This is a genomic window from Desulfotruncus arcticus DSM 17038 (genome assembly GCF_900113335.1).
In the GTDB taxonomy this organism is placed as follows: domain Bacteria; phylum Bacillota; class Desulfotomaculia; order Desulfotomaculales; family Desulfallaceae; genus Desulfotruncus; species Desulfotruncus arcticus.
In genome coordinates this window covers 13,326-34,168 of record NZ_FOOX01000010.1, presented here as the reverse complement: position 1 = coordinate 34,168, position 20,843 = coordinate 13,326, and the positions used below count along the sequence as shown (strand labels likewise).

The window sequence follows — 20,843 nt, the reverse complement described above, 5'->3', positions numbered from 1 at the left end:
AACACTGTAAAGGGACGGGATGATATGCTCAGGGTGTCGGGGATTAAATTGTCCCTGGATGAAGATCAGCCATTAATTAAGGCCAAATTAGCAAAAAAATTAAGAGTTAAAGAAAACGATATCATTCGGTATGAAATTTTCCGGCAGTCAATTGACGCCAGGAAAAGCGAAATGATTTATTTTGTATATACCGTTGATGTGGAGCTGAAAAATGAGAAATCCGTCAGCCTCAAAATACCGGGCCAAGATGTTATAGAGGCGCCTGAGCGAGAGTATGTCTATGTCCGCGCGGGTGAGGAGAATCTGGCCTGCCGCCCGGTGGTGGTGGGAACAGGTCCCGCCGGGCTTTTTGCCGGGCTGCTCATGGCCCGGATGGGATACAGGCCGCTGCTGTTGGAAAGAGGCGCAGATGTGGACACGCGTGCCGGTGCTGTTCAGGCTTTCTGGCAGACCGGCCAACTGGATACCGATTGCAACGTCCAGTTTGGGGAAGGCGGGGCCGGGACCTTTTCCGACGGTAAGCTGACCACACTGATTAAGGACAAAAGGTGCGGCTTTGTAACCCGGGAAATGGTTTCTGCCGGCGCCCCGGAGGATATTATTTATTCTTATAAACCACATATCGGCACCGATATACTAAGGACGGTAGTCAAAAACATCCGCCGTAAAATTCAGGACCTGGGCGGCGAAGTACGGTTCAACAGCAAAGTAACGGATTTGATAGTCCGTAATAATCGAATCAAGGGCTTGATCGTTAACGGCAGCGAAGAGATTAAAGCCCAAGTTGTGGTTCTAGCCATCGGCCACAGCGCCAGAGACACTTTTTCCATGCTTTATGACAGGGGGCTGGCGATCACCCCCAAGTCTTTTTCCATCGGGGTCAGGGTTGAACATCTCCAGGAACTGATCGACACTGCGCAATACAAAGGCTTTGCCGGGCATCCCAAACTGGGTCCGGCGGAATATAAGCTGGCCTACCATGCTCCGTCCGGCAGATCGGCCTACACTTTTTGCATGTGTCCCGGGGGAACCGTGGTGGCGGCAGCTTCCGAAAAGGGCCATGTGGTCACCAACGGCATGAGCGAATACGCCAGGGACGGCAAAAATGCCAACAGCGCACTGCTGGTTGGGGTTAACCCGGGTGATTTCGGCAGTGATCACCCGCTGGCCGGGGTTGAATTCCAGCGGAAATGGGAAAGCCAGGCTTTTATTGGGGGTGGCCAAGATTACGGCGCACCGGTCCAATTGCTAGGGGATTTCCTATCCGGCAGGCCTTCGTCCGACATCGGGGCGGTGGTGCCAACTTATACCCGCCGGGTGGTGCCCTCAGACCTAACCAGGTGCCTGCCCGGTTATGTAACAGATACTTTAAAGGAAGCAATACTGTATTTTGATCGCAAGCTAAAGGGATTTGCCCTGCCGGATGCGGTGTTGACCGGGGTTGAAACAAGAAGCTCGTCCCCGGTTAGAATATTAAGGGATGAACAATGCCAGTCTAATATTGCCGGGCTGTACCCGGCCGGTGAGGGCCCGGGTTATGCCGGAGGGATAATTTCATCGGCTGTGGACGGCATGCGGGTGGCTGAGTACATAGCACTAAAATATAAACCTGGTGGTTGATCGATGAAGCCTAACAAAACCAGACCTATCAGGGTGGCCGTGGTGGGCGGCGGCGCCGCCGGCCTGACGGCCGCCATAGCGGCCAGGCGCCGGGGCGCCGCGGTCACGATGCTGGAACGGATGAACAGGGTGGGCAAAAAGATTTTGGCAACGGGCAACGGCCGCTGTAATATGAGTAATTTGGACCTGGGCATTAACCATTACCACGGCCAAAATGCCAAGTTTGCTTATGCACCCCTGGGGCGCTTTGATTTTAGCCGGACGATGGAGTTTTTTGAACAACTGGGCATAGCCTGGAAAGCTGAAGACGGCGGCAAGGTTTTTCCCGTTTCCAATCAGGCGTCCAGCGTGCTGGATGTAATGAGGTACGAAATAGAGCGGCTTGGCGTGGAAGTAATCTGTGAGGCCGAGGTAAAAGGTATTTCCAAAAACGACGGCGAATTTATACTAAACCTGGGTAATGGAAGTCGTTTCAAGGCCAACAGGGTGATATTGACCACCGGGGGGAAAGCGGCGCCAAACCTGGGCTCCAACGGCAGCGGCTATCTATTGGCCCGGAAAATGGGGCACCAAGTGCTGGAGCCGTTTCCCGCCCTGGTGCAGCTTCGCCTGGCGTCGGATTTTCTCAAACAGATCTCCGGGATTAAATTTGATTTCCAGGCCGAGGTGTTGGTTGGGGAAAGATCTATTGCTCGTGCCGGGGGAGAGATATTATTTACCGATTACGGCATCTCCGGGCCGCCTATTTTGACCTTAAGCAGAACGGTTGGGGAAAACCTGCAAAAAGGCGAACAGGTTCAGCTTAAACTAATTATTATAGATTACATGACCAGAGACGAATTGGCAGATTTTTTAATCAGACGCCTGGAACAGCAGGCGCATAAAGACTTGCCCTTTAGCTTTGTCGGCTTTATTAATAAGCGGCTGGTGCCGGTGCTGCTTAAAGAGGCCGGACTGCGCGATATCAATAAGAAAGCGGGACAGGTAACGGCCGGAGAAAGAAACGCCATACTAAACATTTTGCAGGACTGGCGATTTGAAGTAACCGGCACCAATTCCTGGATGCAGGCACAGGTTACGGCTGGCGGAGTGGACGTCAAGGAAATAGATAATAAAACCATGGAATCAAGGCTGGTTCAGGGCCTTTATTTTGCCGGTGAGATTCTGGACATCGACGGCGATTGCGGAGGGTATAATCTGCAATGGGCCTGGTCTTCCGGTTTTGTGGCCGGTGAAAGTGCGGCTACCTGAAGTCAGTAGTTAGAAAAAAACGGTTCGAGGTATTCTGAATTCTGACTACTGACTTATGAATACGTGAGTAGTTATAATAGATAAGGGGGAGATTGACACATGTCTGGTTGCGGAAGCTGCTCCGCCTGTGGAGGTAGTGATGACAGGGCTCAGGAATATAAGAATTGTTTGGGCCAGTCGGCGGTTAAGTGCCCTATTTGCGAAACAGAAATCACATTTGAAAAACTGCCGCCCGGCCGGAAAGTAAAATGTACCAAATGTGATTCGATTATAGAAGTAATACCGTTGCTGTTGAACTAATGCCGGTTAATGCTGTCAAATTAATTAAGAAATGTAGTTAAGACGTGTAAGGAGGTTTTTAGCGTGGATGACAAAGCCAACCTGACCAAATACGTTTGTGAAGATTGCGGACTTGCTTTTTGGGCTGACGCAGGGGATGATCCAAGGTTTTGCCCGTTTTGTGAAAGGGCTCTGATAAAGCCCGCCAAGTAACAAGCAACAGCCATATAAGTGCAGCGCTTTTGTCATTACGACCAAAGCGCTTTTGTATTGTAGGCACAGTGCTTCTTGTCATGCGGGCACAGCGAATTTGCCCGTTTTACCAGGACCATAAAAACATCAGGGCGGAACCGGTGTTGGTGGCGGAATGAGCCAGTAAAGAGGCAAAAAAACCATATTTGTTGAATACCAGGCAATAGATTATACTTGAGCCGAAATAAAAGGGGAAGGCGGATAAATCCGGACGGTGCAGTAATGCAAACAAGCTGGATAAAACTACCGACCAGGACACAAACAACAAAATCCTGAACCTGCGGTTTTCTATATTGTCTATGACAGTTTGATTAACCAGGCCCAAACCAATAAACCGGAAAAGCAGCTCTTCCATTAATGGCCCTAATAAAATCACAGAAACTAAAACAGCATAATAATCAGTGTTTACTGCCACCATATCGGCAATTGTTATCTGGCTAGCGCCGGGCATAACCATATAGCCTAATTCCAGCAGTTTTATCTGCAGCCAGCGGGTTATCAGGGAAATGGCCAGGCCAAGCAACAGGCTAAAAGCCAGGACCGGCCAATTAATTTTTTTGATATCAATTAAAAAGTACTTTTTCCTGCCGGCACAGGCCACCAGCAGAATGCCAAGCAGGGCAATCTGGTCGGTGACCAGTTGATAGGTTGCAGTAGATACCTTTAGAATAGTCAGCAGCAAGGTTACTGCTCCTGCACTTACAAAAAACAAACCCAGGTACTTGATATAAAAATAATCTTTATTGGCGATATATTTCATGTTTTAACCAATCCCCGTCCTTAAAATAGCAGCGAATTCAGCAGGCAGCCCGGCCTTTTCTACGGCCAGAGCGGCAGATTCATAATCATAGGGGACTTTAATAAATTCCACCCGTATATCATTACTTAATTCAATCAGCGCATACACCGCCTGTGGATCGCCGTGCTTAGGCTTACCGGCGCTGCCGGCGTTAATTATGTGCCGGTCTTCAGCAACCCGGTGGTAAGGCAAGTGGGTATGGCCGCACACCAATACGTCGACATTTGCTTCCCGCAGCATGGGTATGATATCGGCGGCGGGCACGTCCTCGTAAAGGTATTCATTTAATTTGCGGGGGCTGCCATGTACGAACAACACCCTGCGCCCGTTGATTGTTTTAACGATCCTGTCCGGCAGGGTAAGCAAGAATTCCCTGCTTGCCTCCCTGGTATGTTCCATTGTCCAGGAAATTGATTTCACCCCCGCTTCCAGTGCTTTTTCATCTTTGTAGTCACACCCGCAGACCAGGCGCCGGTTGGCGATAGCGTCATCGTAATTGCCCATAACTGTAGGAATGCCGCTGGCACGAATAGCCTGCACCACCGCATCGGGATCAGCCCCGTACCCGACCAGGTCGCCCAGGCAGACCAGCAGATCCGGCTCGCGACTTTGTATGTCGGCCAAAACTGCTTCCAGGGCATGTTTGTTGCCATGGATATCGGAAAATACTGCAATTCGCATAACTTATTCCCCCTACCGCCGGCCCGCATGGCCGGATAAAATTAACTTTCTAGTTTTTCGCTTTGAGGCAGGTGTTCATTTCTTTTTCCATGCGCAGGCAGGCACCGTAATCCCGGTTAGCCTGGCGGTTTTCCAGGTTGTTGCGTATTTGATCAAATAAATCATTATGGATGCATACCAACCCTTGTGCAAAAGCTTTTTGATTTAAAGAATAAAACACCCAGCGCCCGTCTTTGTCATCACGTACTATTCCGCTTTTCTTAAGCAGCCTCAGATGGTGGGAAACAGCAGGCTGAGACATGCCCAGCTCATCCATGATTTCGCAGACACACATATCCCGCCGGGATAACATCATAATAATTTTTAACCGGGTTTCATCGGCTAAAGTTTTTAAAAATCCCAATACATCCTTCATTATTCTTCCTCCCCAAGGTACTGCCGGGAGACAGCGGCAGCATCCCGGCTATTACTTATTTATTTTATCTGGTCGGCAGCACCCTGTGAGCAAAATATTTCCGTTTAAAAGAAAGTGCCACATTGACCAGCCAGATCATCACCGGCACTTCGATCAGCGGACCGATTACCGCGGCAAAAGCCTGGCCGGAATTGATCCCGAACACCGCCACCGCCACAGCGATGGCCAACTCAAAGTTATTGCTGGCGGCGGTAAAGGAAAGGGTTGTGGCCTGCTCGTAGTTGACCCCCATCTTATTGCTCATAAAGAACGATACAAGGAACATGATTAAAAAATATAGGACCAGCGGTATGGCAATCCTGAGCACATCCAGCGGCAGGGTAACAATATAATTGCCCTTCAGGGAGAACATCACCAGGATGGTAAACAGCAGTGCTATTAAGGTTAAAGGACCGATTTTGGGCATCAACTGTTGGTCATACCATTCCTTGCCCTTCATCGGTATTAAGGTAAACCTGGTAATAATGCCCGCCAGAAAAGGTATGCCGAGGTAGATAAACACGCTCTTGGCCACTTCCGCCATCGAAATGTGTACCTCCAAAGACGTAAGGCCGAACCACCGCGGCATCAGGGTGATGAACAAGTAAGCGTACACTGAAAAAAACAGCACCTGGAAGATGGAGTTTAATGCCACCAGGGCGGCAGCATATTCTGAATCGCCTTTGGCCAGCCCGTTCCAAACAATAACCATCGCGATGCAGCGGGCCAGTCCGATAAGAATCAGGCCTGCCATATATTCCGGGTAGGCCCGCAGGAAAATGATGGCCAAAAAGAACATCAACAGCGGGCCGACAATCCAGTTTTGCACCAGGCTGAGTCCCACAACCCTGCCGTTGGTAAACACTTTGCCGATTTCCTCATACTTCACCCTGGCCAGAGGCGGGTACATCATAATAATCAGTCCGACGGCAATGGGGATATTGGTGGTGCCCACCTGGAACCGCCCCCAGAAATCAGCAATTTGCGGGTAGATGTAACCTCCCGCCACCCCCACTGCCATCGCCAGGAAAATCCATAGCGTTAAATAACGGTCTAAAAAATTGAGTTTACCGGTAACTGAATCTGGCATATCATTTTACCTCCTGTGTTATTACATAAAAGTTTTTTTATATTTTAGGCCAGAAATAAAGTTATGATTCATTTCAGCGGTTTTATTGTTACCCTTTTTTATCATTCAGTTTGTGCACATACTCTTTGTATATAAAAATGGATTTATGCATTTCGGTAGCTAAATGCATATAAAGGTTTGCTTATATAATAATTCTCTAACACCTTTAATGTCAATAGCTTTATATAAATTTTACGGGCAGGCAATAAGCTGCCTGGACCAGAGACATCCGGCGCAGGAGGCGCAGGACGGGCTGTTGCCCCAGCAGTCCCCGTCGTTGTTATCCACATAGGAGCAGCCGTCCAGGAACTTGCAATCGGTGCAGGAGGGAAATGAAAATTATTAGCGGTGGGCTCGCGTTTTTCGCATTATTTTTTTAACACGACGGCAATCACCGATTGCACTGCCGGTTTACATCAAGTTCCCGCAGGGTTTTGGGTCAGGCAATCCTTGCCCGTATTGGCCCCCGTGTGTGCCTGAATGTCTTCGAGATTTTTGCAGCAGCCCCTGACGGCTATGTGCTCAAATATGTCTTTAGCCGTCACGCTTCGGCAATAACACACCGGTATATCCGGTTCTGATTCTTTAAACCAAACCTTAACCTTTACATCATCTTTAAAAAAGACCCGTTCACCGAAATAAATAACGTCACACTTAGGGGATAAACACAGGCTGTAGCCGTTCGGTTCAGCCGGCAGCCGGTCGCTTTTAACCAAGCTCAATAGAGTTTCCGGCCTTATTTTTTTTCCTGGTGTATTGCAGATAGGACACTGTGCATTAGTATTATCCAGCGCATTAAAACCACATACTGAAATTGTCATTTTATTTGCCACTCCTGACTTGGAATTATATTTATCTTGCCTTGGAGTCCGGGTAATTAATTATTACAGCTGTACTTCCGTTGGGTTAGGGTAGACATTGTAATGCATTTAGAAATAGATATATTGCATAACCGCTGATATTCATTTTGAACCTCAAATTAGAATTTATTTATATAATGATAATTTTATTTAATAATTGAGTCAACTATTGCAGTTATCCTATTGGGTTATTGCCTAAATGAAGTTATAATTAAATAATAATGCACTTATTAATTTAAAAACACTCCATTTTTATTCATTTGCGACTATTGTCATTTTCGTTAAAAAATATTAATGAGGAGGGCTTGCAAATGTTTGACCGTTATGAAATGAAGTTGGTGCGGCCGATGTGTCACACACGCACAACGGTTAACGCCGTTGTGGAGCTTGACACTGACATAAAAGAAATATTTCCCTACCTTAACGGGGACCTGGGCAGTTGTTTTTACCACCCTGACACGCCTTTTTTGCGCTTCATCCAGGGAAGAAAAGCCTTTACCCTGCACCCTAATTATTTTACCATCAGTGGGATGACCGGTGAGCAGGAAGCGCGCAACCTGGTTGAATTCATCAGGCACCTGCTGACCGACACCTGGGCCAGGCGTGGTGAAATAGAACCTAGTTACCGCCGGGGCACGGAATTGAAAATGCTCGACGTTTTTAAACTACTGCCCTGGACCAACTGCGGCGATTGCGGGGAAAAAAGCTGCATGGCTTTTGCCGGGCGCTTAATTAAGCAGGAATCCACCCTGGAGGAATGCGCGCCGCTGCAGCAAAATGAGAATATTAAACAAAAGGAAGAATTGATCCGTATGTTCTCCGAAGCCGGGTTAGCAGTTTAGCCACGGAGAGAAGCCAAAATTGGGGACATTCCTCGAAAAAATGGAGTGTCCCCTTATCTTCATTATTCAAAAAACCACATACTATTAAGCAACCTTTATGTGTCTTCTACTATTCAGTTAGTAATTCCAAACCGGCCAAGGATGCTGAGAAAATAGTTGAACTTTTAGTCTGTTTGGCGCAAAGCAGCGCTTCAACGATTTCTTCCCTGGTGGCACCGCTTTTTAAGGCCATTGCCACCTGATTTTTAGTGCAGGTTTCCGATCCCAGGGCTGCCGCCACCGCTACGTTAATCAGCGCTTTATACTTGGGCGGCAGCTGCTCCTGTTGAGCCAGAGACTGCTGGTTCATCGCATGTTCCACCACGGCACCGGGATTAATTTCAGCGATAATTGCCAGGGGACGGGGCACACCGCCCATTTTTCCCTCCATTTGTTTTAATACCTGTTGAGCTGTGGGTAACTGGTTGCTCATTTGAATTCCTCCTTTTCTGTTTTGTAAGAGTCTTACTTTGCTGACCCCGGCTGCGGTTGTGGCTGCTGCCGGGCCACCATCCCGGGCACCACCAGCCAAGCCAATAAAATCAGCAGCGCCAGGCACAGGGCATAGGCGGAGAAGAACCATGTATAACTATGTGCGGCTATCAGACGGCCGCCCAGCGCAGTGCCCAGTCCGCCGCCGCCCATGAAGCAAAAGGCCACCAGCGACATTACCGTGCCCCGGGCCTGCGGGGCAAATTCCGTGGCGATAGTCAGCAGCGTGGAGTGGGCCAGCATAAACCCCAGGCCCAAAAGCCCGATTCCGATAGCCAGCACAATCAGCTGGCTGCCGTATAGGTAAAAGATTACATCGGCCAGAGTTGCGGACAGCAGACCCAGGCTCAGCACTCGCTTACGTCCCATTTTAGCGGCCAGCTTGCCGCTCAGCCGCCCGCCGATTACCGCCAGCACGCCGAACGCAGTCATCATCAGGCCGATATACAGGTTGTTGTAATGATATAGATGTTCAATAAAGGCACCCAGATAAGAAAATGAGCCGATAATCAAAATACCTTCAATTAAAACCACCAGATAAGTCAGCGCGCTGTCTTTATTGGTCAGCAGCCGCCAGTAAGGAGCCAGGAGCCGACTGTTCGGGTTTTTAGCCGAAGGAATTTTCCGGCCCGCCGTAAACAGCAGCACGGTGGAAACAACGGCCAGCCCGGCGTAAATGATAAACACGCCCCGCCAGCTGACAAAGTAGGCAATGGTGCCACCGATGGCCATGCTCAGACCCTGGCCTAAAAAGGAAATGCCCATAAAAGTGCCAATGGCTGACTGGCGCTGGGGCATTGGCACCACATCGCCAATCAAAGCCAGGGATACCGGCATGATTGAAGCGGCAAAAATGCCGGTAAGCGCCCTGTATATGGCCAGGTCGGTCAAACTGACGCCAATGGCGCATAGTGCCGTGGCAAAGGTAAACAGGAGCATGGTTGTATTAATCACCTGCCGTTTGCCATAACGGTCGGCCAGAGGGCCGAAGACCAGCTGAAACAAACCGAATGGAATCATATAGGCGGTAATCAGCAGCCCCGCCCTGGTCACCGGTATATTAATATTTTGGGCAATGGACGGTAATATAGGCGATACCACCCAGTTGTCGGCCATCACCGTAAACCCGGCAAGTCCCAGAATCAAGAGCAATTTTTTGTACATAATGTCAACCTCCTTATATTCTAATATAAGCATTTTATAATATGATTAGATAGTAATACTACGTTTTTGATCTGTCAACTAATAATTATGCCGACTTATTTTAAAATTACTAACACATGGCTAACCAATTTAAGCATAGTCGTTTGCGGTTTTCAAATAATAGTGTTGACAATCAGCAAATTGCAAAATAATATAAGGATATAATTTAATTATAATAACCTTATATAAGGACATAATTATTAAGGAGATGGTCAGCATGGAAAACAAAACAGGTTGCGGCTGCGGTTGTTCCACAGTGCAGGAAATCAAACCGGTAAATACACAGCCAAAGGAACAACAGTCCAAGGAGCAAATAAAAGAAAACTGGATTTCGATTTAAACGCAGGGCAGGATCTGGATAAAATTTCTGAACATATTGTCCAGGCCGTCAACGAAGTGTATAATGCCGAAGGCGGGGATAAACCCGGTTTCTTAATTCAGCCGTAGTGAAGCGAAGGTATTGGAAAAGTGTTAATTAATGCTCTGGAGAACGGAAGCGAAGCAATGTGAGCTTGCGTTCTCCAAATATTTATACATAAGATATTTAAGGCTGGGAGGTAATTCAAGTGCGCGTAGCTCAATTTATTAACCAGCATATGATTAAGCTGTTAATGGGGTTAATTGTTCTGGGGCTGCTTGTAGGTTATATGCTGCCGGGGACTGGCAAAAAGCTGCAGGCATTATACCCCGGGGCCCTTTTCGTTATGCTGTACCCTATGATGGTGGGCATTAAAATCAATGAGGTTACTGGTGCGGCCAGGCGCTTGGGGTTTATGACGGCAGTATTGGTTTTCAATTATTTCATTTCCCCCTTACTGGCGGCACTATTGGCTCAAGTATTCTTAGCCGGCTACCCGGACTTTGCGGTGGGTCTCATCCTTACCGGGGTGGTGCCCTGCGCGGGAATGATCGTAGCCTGGACGGCACTGGCCAAGGGAAACGCTCCTATGACCCTGGTGATTACGGTGACCAGTTTCCTGGCCGGCATTGTGCTGATTCCGTTATGGATGAGCGCTCTGGCCGGCAAATATGTGCCGGTGGACACCTTCAAGATGCTACAGACAATTTTGTATACCATCGTGATTCCACTGCTCCTGGGCAACCTCACGAGGGTGTGGCTGGTGAAAAAATGGGGGCCCAAAAAGTTTATGGAATTAAAGCCAGTGTTTCCGGCAGTTTCCGCTTTGGGCATGTATATGGTTTTCTTCATATCAATGATGGCCGAGTCCGTAACACTGGTTCATAACCCGCAGTACCTGGGTATAATTGCCGTGCCGCTGGTGGTCTTTTACACGCTGCTGTTTAGTATTTCCGTGCTATATGCGCGGCTGACCCGCACCAATTACCCGGATATGGTGGCCCTGGCCTATGGAGTCAGCGGCAAAAACATCTCTATTGCCCTGGCGCTGGCGGTAGTGTTTTTCCCGCCGTTGACAGTGATGATAATTGCCATAAAACCGCTGATCCAGGTGCTTTTTATGGCGGGATTTTTCAGATTAACGCCTGTTTTACACAAATACTGGGTTAATGTGCTGCCGCAAACAGGTAAATAATATCAACTACTATTACACACACCTTGCTTATGCTTGTTACAACAATCCAAAGCCCCCGGACCGCTCTTTCATCGAGTTGCCCGGGGGCTGAAGTGTTTTAGAACCGCCATGCTAGCTTAAGCTACCCCTTTCACACCGAATGTTAACGCAAATATAAAAATAACTACCTGGTTGACTAACCAACGCCAAGGTTGGCTTTTATCTTATCGCATATCTTTTCAATATCAGCCACCTGCAAGTTAAAATCGTGGGTTTTCTGGATGCCTTCATCTGTTACCAGGACATAATCGGTGATCATTAGACCGGCATGTTCCAGGGTCTTTTTAGCGCATTGCACTGGACAACCGTCAATAGCCACTACTTTTTTGGCCCCTTTGGTCGATTCAATAAAACTATCCACGTGCCCGCCGATACCGGCCAGGCAAAACATTTTGCCGCATCCGGCTTTGGTCAATTCCACGCCCGCCTGGTTGGCAATCTGTCCTACATTGGAAGCTCCAGAGCAAGGAAAAATAAGAATCTCGGAAGCGTCACAACTGCAGCTGCAAGTACATCTTTCGGCCATTATTTATTCCTCCTTTACATTTCTTCTTTAATATAACGGACTATGTCTTGGTGCTTGGGCACACGACCAAACACCTTTACCTTGCCGTTTATCACCAGTCCCGGAGTCATCAGCCCGCTCGCTTTTGGCAACTCCTGTCCATTTCCGGACACCGGAACTTTCCTAAAGCATATTAAGCTTCCTGCTTCAAAGACATGGACTGCGTCTTACCTTCTTTACAAAGCGATACATTCGTATCGCTGTCCAGTTGCTTCAACCGCGCGTATTCCTCTTTAAACTGGGGCAGGTCGGCCAGATCCACATGGAAAAAAGCAATTAAATTATTGAAACTCTCATCGAGGTAGTCTATTTGCAAGCTGTAAAAGGTACGCTGCGCTTCCTTTTTTTCAGTAACCAGACCCGCTTCTTTCATGGTCCGCAAATGCTGGGAAATCCTTGGTTGGGTCATTTGCAGCACAGACTCCAGCTCACAGACATACATAGGCCTGATGGACAGCAGCTTCAGTATTTTTAGCCGGGTGGGCTCGCCAAGGGCTTTAAATATCTTAACGTAATTATTCATGCTCAGTAATTTACCTCCATTAAGGTTTATTTATATAATGATAACTTTATTCAATAATATCTATAACATTTATTATTGTCAATTGATAATGAATTATTTTTCATAATCTATTGGCAAAAAAATATAATTAAACTATTATTAAATAATAATTAAATTATATTGGGGGCTTCGACCATGAAAATAAATTGTGCCAGTTGTGGTATAGCCAAAAGGGAAAACAACAAACTACACTGCTTAAAATATCACCACTTAATGTCACCGGATACGCCGGGAACTGAACGTGAGTGTACATTTTTTACTCACCTGATGGAAGAGGACGGGGAAGTACTCTCTCCCGAGGAACACCTGATGCTAAAGGAAGTGGAAATGCAGGCCAGAGGGTTTAAGGGACCAATTTAGCTTAACCAGGGAAAAAATCATAATGGGGATAGATACTCAATAACCTGAGGAAGGAGTAAACCATGCGACTGGCGATTTTAGGGGATATTCACGGCAATTTACCAGCCATGCAGCAGGTGTTGCAGGCAATTAAAGGAGAGCATGTAGATGCCGTTTATTGTACAGGAGACCTAGAAGGCAAGGTAAGAAAATACTATAAGATTACTGAAGAAGGCGGAAACGTTTTAATTGAGTCCCGAAAAAAGATTCATGAACTGGCCCGGGAAGTGCTTAAGGGGGAGTATAATTGCTGTTTGAGTTCAAAGACATTACCTATACCCTTGGAAATAAACGGGAACGCAGTATTACTGTGTCCGGAGCAGTTGATAGCGGAGATGTTTTAATTGTCAGGGGCCCTTCGGGAGCCGGAAAATCAACCTTGCTCAGAATTTTGTCCCGGCTCCGGACCGGAACCGGAGGTGAGGCTTTTTTGCAGGGGCAAAGCTGGCTGCAAATACCAGGTACAACCTGGCGAGCCAACGTCCATTACCTGACCCAAAAACCCGCTCTTTTTGACGGCACTGTGGCGGATAACCTGGCCAAACCATTTGAAACAAGGGTGGGGAGCCAAAAAAAATTGGACATAAACAGGGCCAAAGAGCTGATGGGGCAGTTGCTTTTATCACCGGAGTTGTGGGAGCAGGATGCCCGAACAGTGTCCGGCGGTGAAGCCTCCAGGCTTGCCTTTATCCGTGCCCTCCTCATAGACCCGGTGGTTTTGCTTTTGGATGAGCCCACTGCGGCCCTTGATGAGCCGGCCCGGCAAGCCCTCTACCGGGTGCTGTCCGGGTGGTTGAAAACCCCTGAACGTGCCGCTCTGTTGATATCCCATATCGACGACTATGAGCAATTGGATCATATTTCTTTTCTGGACATAAAACCTTTGGGAAAGGAAGATCAGTATGGATAATTCAATTATTCCGATTTCCAATTTTCAACTGGCCTTTTCTGTCCTTTTAATTTTAATTACCGGGGGCATCTCCTCCTTGCTTAAGCTGGGTTTGTTAAAATCCCTAATCTGGGGCACCAGCCGTACCTTCATCCAACTGACACTGGTAGGCTATGCCCTGACCTATATTTTCCAAATCAACAACCTGTGGCTGATCATGGCCATTATTACACTGATGTGTTATATCGCCTCCCGTGCAGCAGTAAAGAGGACGCCAAACGTGCCGGATTACCCTGCCGTTCTGGCCTTTTTATCCCTTCTGGCCAGCACCTACCTGGTGGGTACCATAGTAACAGTCTTGATCATTGCTCCGGACCCATGGTATTCGGCCCGGATTGTCATACCCATGTTGGGCATGATTCTTGGCAATTCCATGAACGGCATCGCCATCTCTCTGGACCGTCTTTACGGGGAGGCCCGCTCCCGGGCCGCTGAGATAGAGGCTATGCTCACCTTCGGGGCCACCCCCTGGGAGGCCGTTCGTTCCAGTGTTCGCGAAGCCATTAGAGCCGGGATGACCCCTACCATCAACTCTTTAATGGTGGTGGGATTGGTAAGCTTACCGGGGATGATGACCGGTCAAATCCTGGGCGGTGCCGACCCCAGGGAAGCGGTACGATATCAAATAGTGGTAATGTTAATGATTGCCGCTGCCGTGGCCATCGGCTGTTTGATCTTGGTGGGGTTATCGTATAAGAAACTGTTTAACGACGACGGCGCTTTGCAATCCTTTGTCCTGCAAAGTAGAAAATAAATTGATCCGGATATTTAGAAAAGAAATCAAACAAAAAACTGAATAATGTACTGCAGCGCCAGGAACAGGATCAATGCAGCCATGATGACTTTCACAATATTCTCTTGGAGATACTTTTGAATATACGCGCCACAGTATGTTCCGAGCAGGCCGCCGACACCGAACAGCGCACCCAGTGCCCAATCGGGCGCAACGTTGGTGGACGCGCCCACGGCGGTCATTGCCAGTATGGAATAAAATATCACTCCGGCTATGGAGGTAAGAAATGTCCCGGCCAGGGCCGCCCCGGCTACGGTGTAAACGGGTAAGCCCAGAATTGAAACGCAAAAGGGGGCGATGATAGCGCCGCCGCCGATGCCGTAAATGCCGCCGATCAAGCCCACCGCCAGCGCCAGCGTAAAAATGGTCGTGGTGCTGAAAGAATACGTTTCGCCCCAGAATTCATATTCAATTTTGGCCAGCGAAAAGTGCTTGGTTTTAACGACAGCGTCGGCAGGCAGCCCGGCGGCTATTTTTTGGTTGCTCTCCGCCTTGATCTGAGCCACCCGCTCTTTAAACTTTTGCTCCAGCGCTTTATTTTGCGCCTTTTGTTTTTTAGAGCCGCCGGTAAACTCAGTGACAATTTTGACACCCAGATATAACAGTACGCCGCCCATAAATAATTTAAACGAACGGGGGTCGGGTAAATACGCTATCCTGATCCATGAACCTAAAAATACCCCCGGCAGCGTGCCGATAGACATCACCCAGGTTAACGGCCAGGCCATGCGCCCCTCTTTAATAAATCTATACAGACCGCCGGGAATGGCCACGATATTATAAATCAAATTGGTCGGGCTAACCGAAGGACTGGTATAGTGCAGCACACTCACCTGAAAAGGCAGCAGTAAAAATGCACCGGACACACCGGCGGAGGCGGTAATTGACGAAACAATAAAAGCCACCAGCGGCGGGATGACCGGGTTAATCTCCACACCGGAAACAGGAAAATACATTATATCCACCCCTCGTTTTTAGAGCTGCTAACAGGGAATCAGTCCGTTCTCTTCCAATATTTCCTCTCCCCGGGGCCCAGTAAGAATCTCAATAAACTCCTGGGCCAGTTCCTTTTGATTGGAATTTTTAGGTATAGACACGGCAAATTCTATGGGCGCGCCCCAAATTTCCGTCTCCAGGCCGGGATAATTGCCCTCTATAATAACCTTGGCCCGGGCGTAATAATCAGCATAACGGGGGTCGCTGAGATTAATTTGCGCTGGAAACTGGATATATGGCAAATTCATTTGCCTGGCCACAGACAGGTACTCAAAGCCATAGTCGATTTTGCCTTCCATCAGGGCCACGGCCAGGTCGAGCGATTTGGGGTATAAGTTGCTCCAGCCGTTTTCCAGCGCCTGGTATAAACCCGGCCTGGCGTAGTATTGCTCCGCCAGCTGCCACAGCATTAAAGCCCGGTAGCCGCAAGGGTCAAGACGGTGATCGGAACGCGCGTATTTAATAGTGGGATTGCCCAGCAGCACATCCATCCAGTTATGGTCGTTAATTTTGTTGCTGTCCGCAGAAAATTCATCAAAGGCCAGCACCATTTGGTCGGTGGCAAAAACAAAGGAGGTTTCCACAAACCGGGGTATTAAAATATCGTTAAACACCTGGTAGTCGGCCAGGGCAATCACGTCCACAATTTTGCCTTCCGCCACAGCTTTGGCGCAGGCCCGGGAACCGGCGTAATCAAGCTCCACCTTTAAATTCGGGTACTTTTCCCAAAGAGTATGGATGCATTCTTTGATGGGCTTTCTTAACGCGCCGGCATGCAGTATTTTCAGCGCGTTCGGGTCAGTTTTCATCAATGCTCCTCCTTGCCGTTAAATCGTTATATTCAGTTAAAAAATCTTCAATTTGCTGCTTTTGCCGTTCCAGTTTCAGCACAGCTTCCTGTAAAGCTTTAATCCCCTCTTCGGTGATGTCATATTTTCTCCGGGCCGGCCCGGATTCGGAAGCCTCCCAGCTGGATAAAACGAAACCTTCTTTTTCCATGCGCCTCAGGTTCCGGTAAATAGTGCCCGGCTCCACAATTTCATCTTCATGCAAAGCATTAAAGCTTTGGATAAGTTCATAACCGTGGGTCGGTTTTTTCAAAATAAGCAAAAGAAGCATGGGTTGGATCATTCTGTCCAGAGCAACACCGGCGCCATTTTCAGTTTTTTCCGCGGTCATTTTTATCTCTCCCGTTCAAGCGACGTTGCAGAAATAGTCAATGTTATAGCCTTTTTGCAATATGGCTTCAATGATCGTATCCGCATCAATACAGGCAGGATTAAATACAACCATCATCTGCCCGGTGGTTGGATCAAAACTGCTCAGCCGCAGTTCCGGCTGACAGCGAAGGATATCACTGATGTTGAGCAAACTGGCAGCAGAAAATTTGTTATTAAGTTGGATGATCATGCTTTCCATTGCCATCCCCCCCCCGCGGTAAAGAATTTTACCGGCATTTCAGGCTAATTTAAACCTATGTGCATCGTGCACCTAATGTTGTTGAAAACATAGTAGCATTTTTTAGATTTTTACGCAATATTAAATTACCGAAGTTTATCTCGTTAACCGCCGCTAAGACTCCCGCCTCTACAGGCGGGAGTTAAGCGGCGATAAACTCGAAATAAGTGCGACTAAGGTTCAGGTATGGTCAAAACCCCACCTGAATCAAGTCTTCTTTATCAAAAGGATAAAATTGTATCTGAATAGGTATAGCGGATTACGGGGGGATTTGCCGGAAATGCGCTGATTGGTTTGGCCATATGAATGGGATTGAAAAATATAGCGAGGAACCCCGGGGGCGCCTCGCTCTTTTGGTGTTGAGTGTATGCTTGCTAGGACGGAAGTGTTAGAAGTTAAAGGCTTCTTCCGGGACATCCAGTACGGAGGTATCCGCTTCGGCAATAATTCGGGCGGTGCACATAACTTCCGGCACGATGTTGCGCACATAGTAGCGGGCTGCTTCCACCTTGCCCCGGTAAAAGGCGTAGTCAAAGTGATCTTCACCCAGTTCCGCCGCCTTGCCGGCAGCCAGCACGGCCTGGTCTGTGATCAGGGCCCCACAGTAAAGCTTGGCTGTGCAGTGCAGGATACGGGTTGCAAACAGCGGCAGCAGGTTGAATTGCTGCTGCATGTAAAATTCCATTGTCTTTTGCTGGATGCCGCGGTAAGCCTTATAGGCTTCGGATAAAATGGCGTATTCCTTGGCAAATTCAGGGTTGTCGCTAAAAGACTCGATAGTTTGTTTTAAATCTTTCATCCAGGCTTTAAAAACTTCTCCGTTTTTCATCGTCCACTTGCGACCGATCAAATCCAGGGCCTGAATGTAGTTGGTGCCTTCCCAGATGGAGTAAATTTTGCAATCCCGGGCAGACTGGGCTACCGGATATTCTTCAGAAAAACCGTAACCGCCGTAAACCTGAATCGCTTCACCCGTCAGAGGCCACACGACATCGGAGGCATAGGCTTTGACCAGCGGGGTGGAGACATCAACGTAAGCCGCAGCCATCTTACGTTTGCCTTCATCGGGGTCATGGTGCTGCATATCCAGCATGAAGCCGGTTTTATAAATCATGGCCCGGACTGCCTCATTGTGGGCCTTCATATTCATTAACATACGGCGGACATCAGTGTGCTTGACAATCGGTAAACGGTCGCTCTTGGGATTGGTTAGCGGTCGGCCCTGAATTCTTTCCCTGGCGTACTGGGCGGCATTGTGGTAGGCCACAGCCGAAACAGCCAGAGCCATGAGGCCGGTTTCATAGCGGGCGCCGTTCATCATTTGGAACATTTGCGCCATTCCCTTGGCTTTGCCGTTTTCGTCGGGGGGATCACCCAGCAGGTAGCCAATGCAGTCATTGTTGTCGCCAAAGCTGAGCATGGCCGTGGCGGAAGCTTTTAAACCCATTTTATGCTCGACACCCACGCAGGTAACATCATTGGAACCGGCAATATTGCCTTCATTGTCGACCCGGAATTTGGGAACGATGAACAGAGAAATGCCTTTGGTGCCCGGGGCCGCGCTTTCTATGCGGGCAAGCAGCAGGTGAATGATATTTTCGGTTAGATTATGGTCCCCGGCGGTGATAAAGCACTTGGTGCCTTTGATTTTATAGGCGCCCGGAGTTTCGGTGGGAAAAGCCTTGGTGGTTATGTCCCCTACGTCGGAACCGGCGTTGGGCTCGGTGAGGCACATAGTGCCGGACCAGGCGCCTTCCAGCATTTTGGGCAAAAAGATTTCTTTTTGCCGGTTGTCCCCAAAAGTTTGGATCAGTTTGGCCGAGCCTGTGGTTGCGCCTACATAGGGCGCAAAGGCCGGGTTTGCGCCTATGACAAACTCGTTTACCGCGGTCATCAGCAATTCCGGCAGCGCGCCTTCGTCAGTATCCAGATTACTGGTGCCCCAGCCGTTTTCCTGGACGAAATCATAAGCTTCCTTAAAGGATTCCGGCAGGATTACCTTGCCGTCTGCCAGGTGGGCCGGGTTTTTATCGCCATCCTCGTTGGTCGGCGCGATGATTTCCCGGCACATTTTGTGGGCCTGCTCCAGGATCATGTCCACATCATCCATACTGTAGGCTTCGCTGAAGGCCTCGTAGGAGAGGATCTGCTCCAGGGGCAGCCATTCCTTAAGAATAAATTGGTGGTCTCTGGTCGGCATTAAAAAATTTGCAGCCATGTTCATTTTCCTTTCTATTTTGTTTAGTTGTGGTTTTTATTCTTTTCTTATAATTTATTATTGAATGAATGCTCAGTCAATAGGCTATCTAAACAAATTTTTTGTGGGCATCCAGGGCAAAACGGAAACCCGCAAAGGCTGCGTTGTTAAAATAAAGGCGTATGGCAACTTGGAGAAGCCCGTCCCGCCTGTGGTCCCGGTTATGGACATTGTTAAGCGGGTCGGGCTGGAGGGTTTGGATGAGTGTCTAAAGCGCGGTGACCCGGACGCCCGGAGCTGCGGCAAGTTTGCGCCAGGGAAAAGGGAATAAAACCTATCTAACCCAGAGCGTTCTGGACTGTAGGCAAATTAATGGTGATCAGCGCAAGAATAATAATTAAGAGGTAGAAATATTTCATAAAAACATCCTCCGATTTTATTTAAATTTGCGGGCTTGTTATTGCAAGCCCAAGAGCATGCCGCTGCAAGCCACGGGAATGTCATTGCGAGTGCGGCGAAGCAATCTCATAATCTCAAAGGAGCAAGTACGATATATATAAATTTTACAATGTAACCATAAACAATACAAGAATAGCACCTGAATTGTAATAAATTCTTAATATTTAGTAACAGGCTCAATTAATTGCGGGCCTTCGTTCTGCGGCGAATTCACCCGGGATGAAACACGCTGCAGTATAAGTTCATTGGAATAAGGGCGCAGCAATTCCTTCAGAGCTGCCGGGTGCCCCTGATCAAGCCAGGCATTATACTCGCAGGCATCAGAAAGAATGACGGGCATCCTGTGATGCACCTCCTGTATCTGATCACTGGCGGGGGCTGTGATGATGGTGCAGCTTAAAATGATTTCTCCCTCCGGGGAGGTCCAGCTGTCCCAGACACCCGCAAACGCAAACAGAGGTTTATCCGGCAAAGTTATGCTCAGCGGTTGTTTTATTTGGCCTTCCCTGCGCCATTCGTAAAAGCCGTTGGCAGGTATCAGGCAGCGTCTGTGCCTAAAGGAATGCTTAAAGGACGGTTTGCTGTCTATATTTTCCGCGCGGGCGTTGATCATTTTATAGCCAATACTCTTATCCTTGGCCCAGGGCGGTATCAGCCCCCAGTGCATGGAACGGGCTACTCTGTTATCCTGCGTTCCTGTTATCACCAGGATATCCTGGCCGGGGGCGATGTTGTATCTGGGCTTATAGACTAAACCCGGCTGCAATCCGGCCCTGAACAAAGCCAGTATGGTTTTGATGTCGATGCTGAGAATAAAGCGCCCGCACATTACCAATCACCTCAAGGTATAACATAATCATAAACCGATTCTATCATATTAACCTTACAAATGTGACTTTATTGTGATTAACTTTATGAGCAAAGTGTGAGCTAGATCATAGAGCCATCTGTCTTTCTCCGGTAAAGTATACC

General features: G+C 48.3%; 29 protein-coding genes. 13 read left to right on the top strand and 16 right to left on the bottom strand.

The genetic code is table 11. The features are described from left to right. Window positions 1-24: 24 nt before the first annotated feature. The 4 genes from BM056_RS13680 (at window position 25) to BM056_RS27290 (ending at window position 3,363) form a co-directional block, all read left to right on the top strand. Complete coding sequence (locus BM056_RS13680; protein WP_092471992.1) at window positions 25-1,620, top strand: NAD(P)/FAD-dependent oxidoreductase; 1,596 nt, start codon at window positions 25-27, stop codon at window positions 1,618-1,620. A gap of 3 nt (window positions 1,621-1,623) precedes the next feature. After that, complete coding sequence (locus tag BM056_RS13675; RefSeq protein WP_092471991.1) at window positions 1,624-2,871, top strand: BaiN/RdsA family NAD(P)/FAD-dependent oxidoreductase; 1,248 nt, start codon at window positions 1,624-1,626, stop codon at window positions 2,869-2,871. Window positions 2,872-2,970: 99 nt separating this feature from the next. Beyond that, on the top strand, window positions 2,971-3,171 hold the full coding sequence (locus tag BM056_RS13670; RefSeq protein WP_092471990.1) for a hypothetical protein: 201 nt from the start codon (window positions 2,971-2,973) through the stop codon (window positions 3,169-3,171). A gap of 63 nt (window positions 3,172-3,234) precedes the next feature. Next, complete coding sequence (locus BM056_RS27290; RefSeq protein WP_274377550.1) at window positions 3,235-3,363, top strand: hypothetical protein; 129 nt, start codon at window positions 3,235-3,237, stop codon at window positions 3,361-3,363. A gap of 106 nt (window positions 3,364-3,469) precedes the next feature. On the opposite strand, the gene BM056_RS13665 is transcribed toward BM056_RS27290, so the two are convergent. From BM056_RS13665 to arsB, 4 genes are all read right to left on the bottom strand, one after another. Beyond that, window positions 3,470-4,162 carry a CPBP family intramembrane glutamic endopeptidase gene (locus BM056_RS13665; RefSeq protein ID WP_092471989.1) on the bottom strand — a complete coding sequence of 231 codons (693 nt, stop codon included), beginning with the start codon at window positions 4,160-4,162 and terminating at the stop codon, window positions 3,470-3,472. A 3-nt stretch (window positions 4,163-4,165) separates the two neighbouring features. After that, complete coding sequence (locus BM056_RS13660) at window positions 4,166-4,882, bottom strand: metallophosphoesterase family protein (protein ID WP_092471988.1); 717 nt, start codon at window positions 4,880-4,882, stop codon at window positions 4,166-4,168. A gap of 49 nt (window positions 4,883-4,931) precedes the next feature. Next, window positions 4,932-5,297, bottom strand: a complete 366-nt coding sequence (locus tag BM056_RS13655) for an ArsR/SmtB family transcription factor (protein WP_092471987.1) — start codon at window positions 5,295-5,297, stop codon at window positions 4,932-4,934. Window positions 5,298-5,361: 64 nt separating this feature from the next. Further along, window positions 5,362-6,426, bottom strand: coding sequence for an ACR3 family arsenite efflux transporter (arsB, locus tag BM056_RS13650; protein WP_092471986.1), 1,065 nt, complete (start codon window positions 6,424-6,426; stop codon window positions 5,362-5,364). Window positions 6,427-6,634: 208 nt separating this feature from the next. On the opposite strand from arsB, the gene BM056_RS27285 reads away from it, so the two are divergent. Next, complete coding sequence (locus tag BM056_RS27285; protein WP_274377549.1) at window positions 6,635-6,757, top strand: hypothetical protein; 123 nt, start codon at window positions 6,635-6,637, stop codon at window positions 6,755-6,757. Between the two features lie 124 nt (window positions 6,758-6,881). Here BM056_RS27285 and BM056_RS13645 read toward each other — a convergent pair whose 3' ends face one another. Beyond that, a complete protein-coding gene (locus BM056_RS13645) occupies window positions 6,882-7,286 on the bottom strand; it encodes a (2Fe-2S)-binding protein (protein ID WP_092471985.1) in 405 nt (134 codons plus the stop codon). 350 nt (window positions 7,287-7,636) lie between these two features. On the opposite strand from BM056_RS13645, the gene BM056_RS13640 reads away from it, so the two are divergent. Next, entirely contained in the window at window positions 7,637-8,167 is a 531-nt protein-coding gene (locus BM056_RS13640; RefSeq protein ID WP_092471984.1) for a (Fe-S)-binding protein, read from the top strand. Between the two features lie 109 nt (window positions 8,168-8,276). Here BM056_RS13640 and BM056_RS13635 read toward each other — a convergent pair whose 3' ends face one another. Together BM056_RS13635 and BM056_RS13630 are read right to left on the bottom strand one after the other, a co-directional pair. Then, window positions 8,277-8,639 (bottom strand): carboxymuconolactone decarboxylase family protein, encoded by a 363-nt coding sequence (locus BM056_RS13635; RefSeq protein ID WP_165613524.1) that lies wholly within the window; start codon window positions 8,637-8,639, stop codon window positions 8,277-8,279. A 32-nt stretch (window positions 8,640-8,671) separates the two neighbouring features. Next, window positions 8,672-9,862 carry an MFS transporter gene (locus BM056_RS13630; RefSeq protein ID WP_174549961.1) on the bottom strand — a complete coding sequence of 397 codons (1,191 nt, stop codon included), beginning with the start codon at window positions 9,860-9,862 and terminating at the stop codon, window positions 8,672-8,674. A gap of 256 nt (window positions 9,863-10,118) precedes the next feature. On the opposite strand from BM056_RS13630, the gene BM056_RS27280 reads away from it, so the two are divergent. Next, on the top strand, window positions 10,119-10,241 hold the full coding sequence (locus tag BM056_RS27280; protein WP_274377548.1) for a hypothetical protein: 123 nt from the start codon (window positions 10,119-10,121) through the stop codon (window positions 10,239-10,241). 226 nt (window positions 10,242-10,467) lie between these two features. Continuing rightward, window positions 10,468-11,454 (top strand): arsenic resistance protein, encoded by a 987-nt coding sequence (locus tag BM056_RS13620; RefSeq protein WP_092471981.1) that lies wholly within the window; start codon window positions 10,468-10,470, stop codon window positions 11,452-11,454. 175 nt (window positions 11,455-11,629) lie between these two features. On the opposite strand, the gene BM056_RS13615 is transcribed toward BM056_RS13620, so the two are convergent. Genes BM056_RS13615 through BM056_RS13610 form a run of 3 tightly spaced genes read right to left on the bottom strand, consistent with a single transcriptional unit; the run spans window position 11,630 to window position 12,581 of the window. Next, window positions 11,630-12,019 carry a putative zinc-binding protein gene (locus BM056_RS13615; protein ID WP_092471980.1) on the bottom strand — a complete coding sequence of 130 codons (390 nt, stop codon included), beginning with the start codon at window positions 12,017-12,019 and terminating at the stop codon, window positions 11,630-11,632. 14 nt (window positions 12,020-12,033) lie between these two features. After that, on the bottom strand, window positions 12,034-12,171 hold the full coding sequence (locus BM056_RS25620) for a thioredoxin family protein (RefSeq protein ID WP_238456464.1): 138 nt from the start codon (window positions 12,169-12,171) through the stop codon (window positions 12,034-12,036). Between the two features lie 20 nt (window positions 12,172-12,191). Then, complete coding sequence (locus tag BM056_RS13610) at window positions 12,192-12,581, bottom strand: ArsR/SmtB family transcription factor (RefSeq protein ID WP_092471979.1); 390 nt, start codon at window positions 12,579-12,581, stop codon at window positions 12,192-12,194. A gap of 174 nt (window positions 12,582-12,755) precedes the next feature. Between BM056_RS13610 and BM056_RS13605 the strand changes: the two genes are divergently transcribed. From BM056_RS13605 to BM056_RS13590, 4 genes are all read left to right on the top strand, one after another. Next, window positions 12,756-12,980, top strand: coding sequence for a hypothetical protein (locus tag BM056_RS13605; RefSeq protein ID WP_092471978.1), 225 nt, complete (start codon window positions 12,756-12,758; stop codon window positions 12,978-12,980). 62 nt (window positions 12,981-13,042) lie between these two features. Further along, window positions 13,043-13,363 carry a metallophosphoesterase family protein gene (locus tag BM056_RS13600; protein WP_092471977.1) on the top strand — a complete coding sequence of 107 codons (321 nt, stop codon included), beginning with the start codon at window positions 13,043-13,045 and terminating at the stop codon, window positions 13,361-13,363. Further along, complete coding sequence (locus BM056_RS13595) at window positions 13,267-13,929, top strand: ABC transporter ATP-binding protein (RefSeq protein WP_092471976.1); 663 nt, start codon at window positions 13,267-13,269, stop codon at window positions 13,927-13,929. Before BM056_RS13600 ends, BM056_RS13595 begins: the two co-directional genes overlap by 97 nt. After that, window positions 13,922-14,722: an ABC transporter permease gene (locus BM056_RS13590; RefSeq protein WP_092471975.1), complete on the top strand. Its 801-nt coding sequence runs from the start codon at window positions 13,922-13,924 to the stop codon at window positions 14,720-14,722. The genes BM056_RS13595 and BM056_RS13590 overlap by 8 nt, the downstream gene beginning before the upstream one ends. Before the next feature lie 26 nt (window positions 14,723-14,748). Here the strand turns inward: BM056_RS13590 and BM056_RS13585 are convergent, their stop codons facing one another. From BM056_RS13585 to BM056_RS13565, 5 genes are all read right to left on the bottom strand, one after another. After that, window positions 14,749-15,717 carry a sulfite exporter TauE/SafE family protein gene (locus tag BM056_RS13585; protein ID WP_092471974.1) on the bottom strand — a complete coding sequence of 323 codons (969 nt, stop codon included), beginning with the start codon at window positions 15,715-15,717 and terminating at the stop codon, window positions 14,749-14,751. 27 nt (window positions 15,718-15,744) lie between these two features. Then, window positions 15,745-16,566 carry an extracellular solute-binding protein gene (locus tag BM056_RS13580; RefSeq protein WP_092471973.1) on the bottom strand — a complete coding sequence of 274 codons (822 nt, stop codon included), beginning with the start codon at window positions 16,564-16,566 and terminating at the stop codon, window positions 15,745-15,747. Beyond that, on the bottom strand, window positions 16,556-16,936 hold the full coding sequence (locus tag BM056_RS13575) for a PadR family transcriptional regulator (RefSeq protein ID WP_092471972.1): 381 nt from the start codon (window positions 16,934-16,936) through the stop codon (window positions 16,556-16,558). The genes BM056_RS13580 and BM056_RS13575 overlap by 11 nt, the downstream gene beginning before the upstream one ends. Window positions 16,937-16,951: 15 nt before the next feature. Then, the gene (locus BM056_RS13570) at window positions 16,952-17,176 is read right to left on the bottom strand and encodes a hypothetical protein (RefSeq protein WP_092471971.1); all 225 of its coding nucleotides are present in this window, start codon (window positions 17,174-17,176) and stop codon (window positions 16,952-16,954) included. 427 nt (window positions 17,177-17,603) lie between these two features. Then, complete coding sequence (locus tag BM056_RS13565; RefSeq protein ID WP_092471970.1) at window positions 17,604-19,433, bottom strand: acyl-CoA dehydrogenase; 1,830 nt, start codon at window positions 19,431-19,433, stop codon at window positions 17,604-17,606. A 64-nt stretch (window positions 19,434-19,497) separates the two neighbouring features. On the opposite strand from BM056_RS13565, the gene BM056_RS13560 reads away from it, so the two are divergent. Beyond that, the gene (locus BM056_RS13560; RefSeq protein WP_092471969.1) at window positions 19,498-19,743 is read left to right on the top strand and encodes a hypothetical protein; all 246 of its coding nucleotides are present in this window, start codon (window positions 19,498-19,500) and stop codon (window positions 19,741-19,743) included. 285 nt (window positions 19,744-20,028) lie between these two features. Here BM056_RS13560 and BM056_RS13555 read toward each other — a convergent pair whose 3' ends face one another. After that, a complete protein-coding gene (locus BM056_RS13555) occupies window positions 20,029-20,700 on the bottom strand; it encodes an SOS response-associated peptidase (protein WP_092471968.1) in 672 nt (223 codons plus the stop codon). Window positions 20,701-20,843 lie beyond the last annotated feature (143 nt).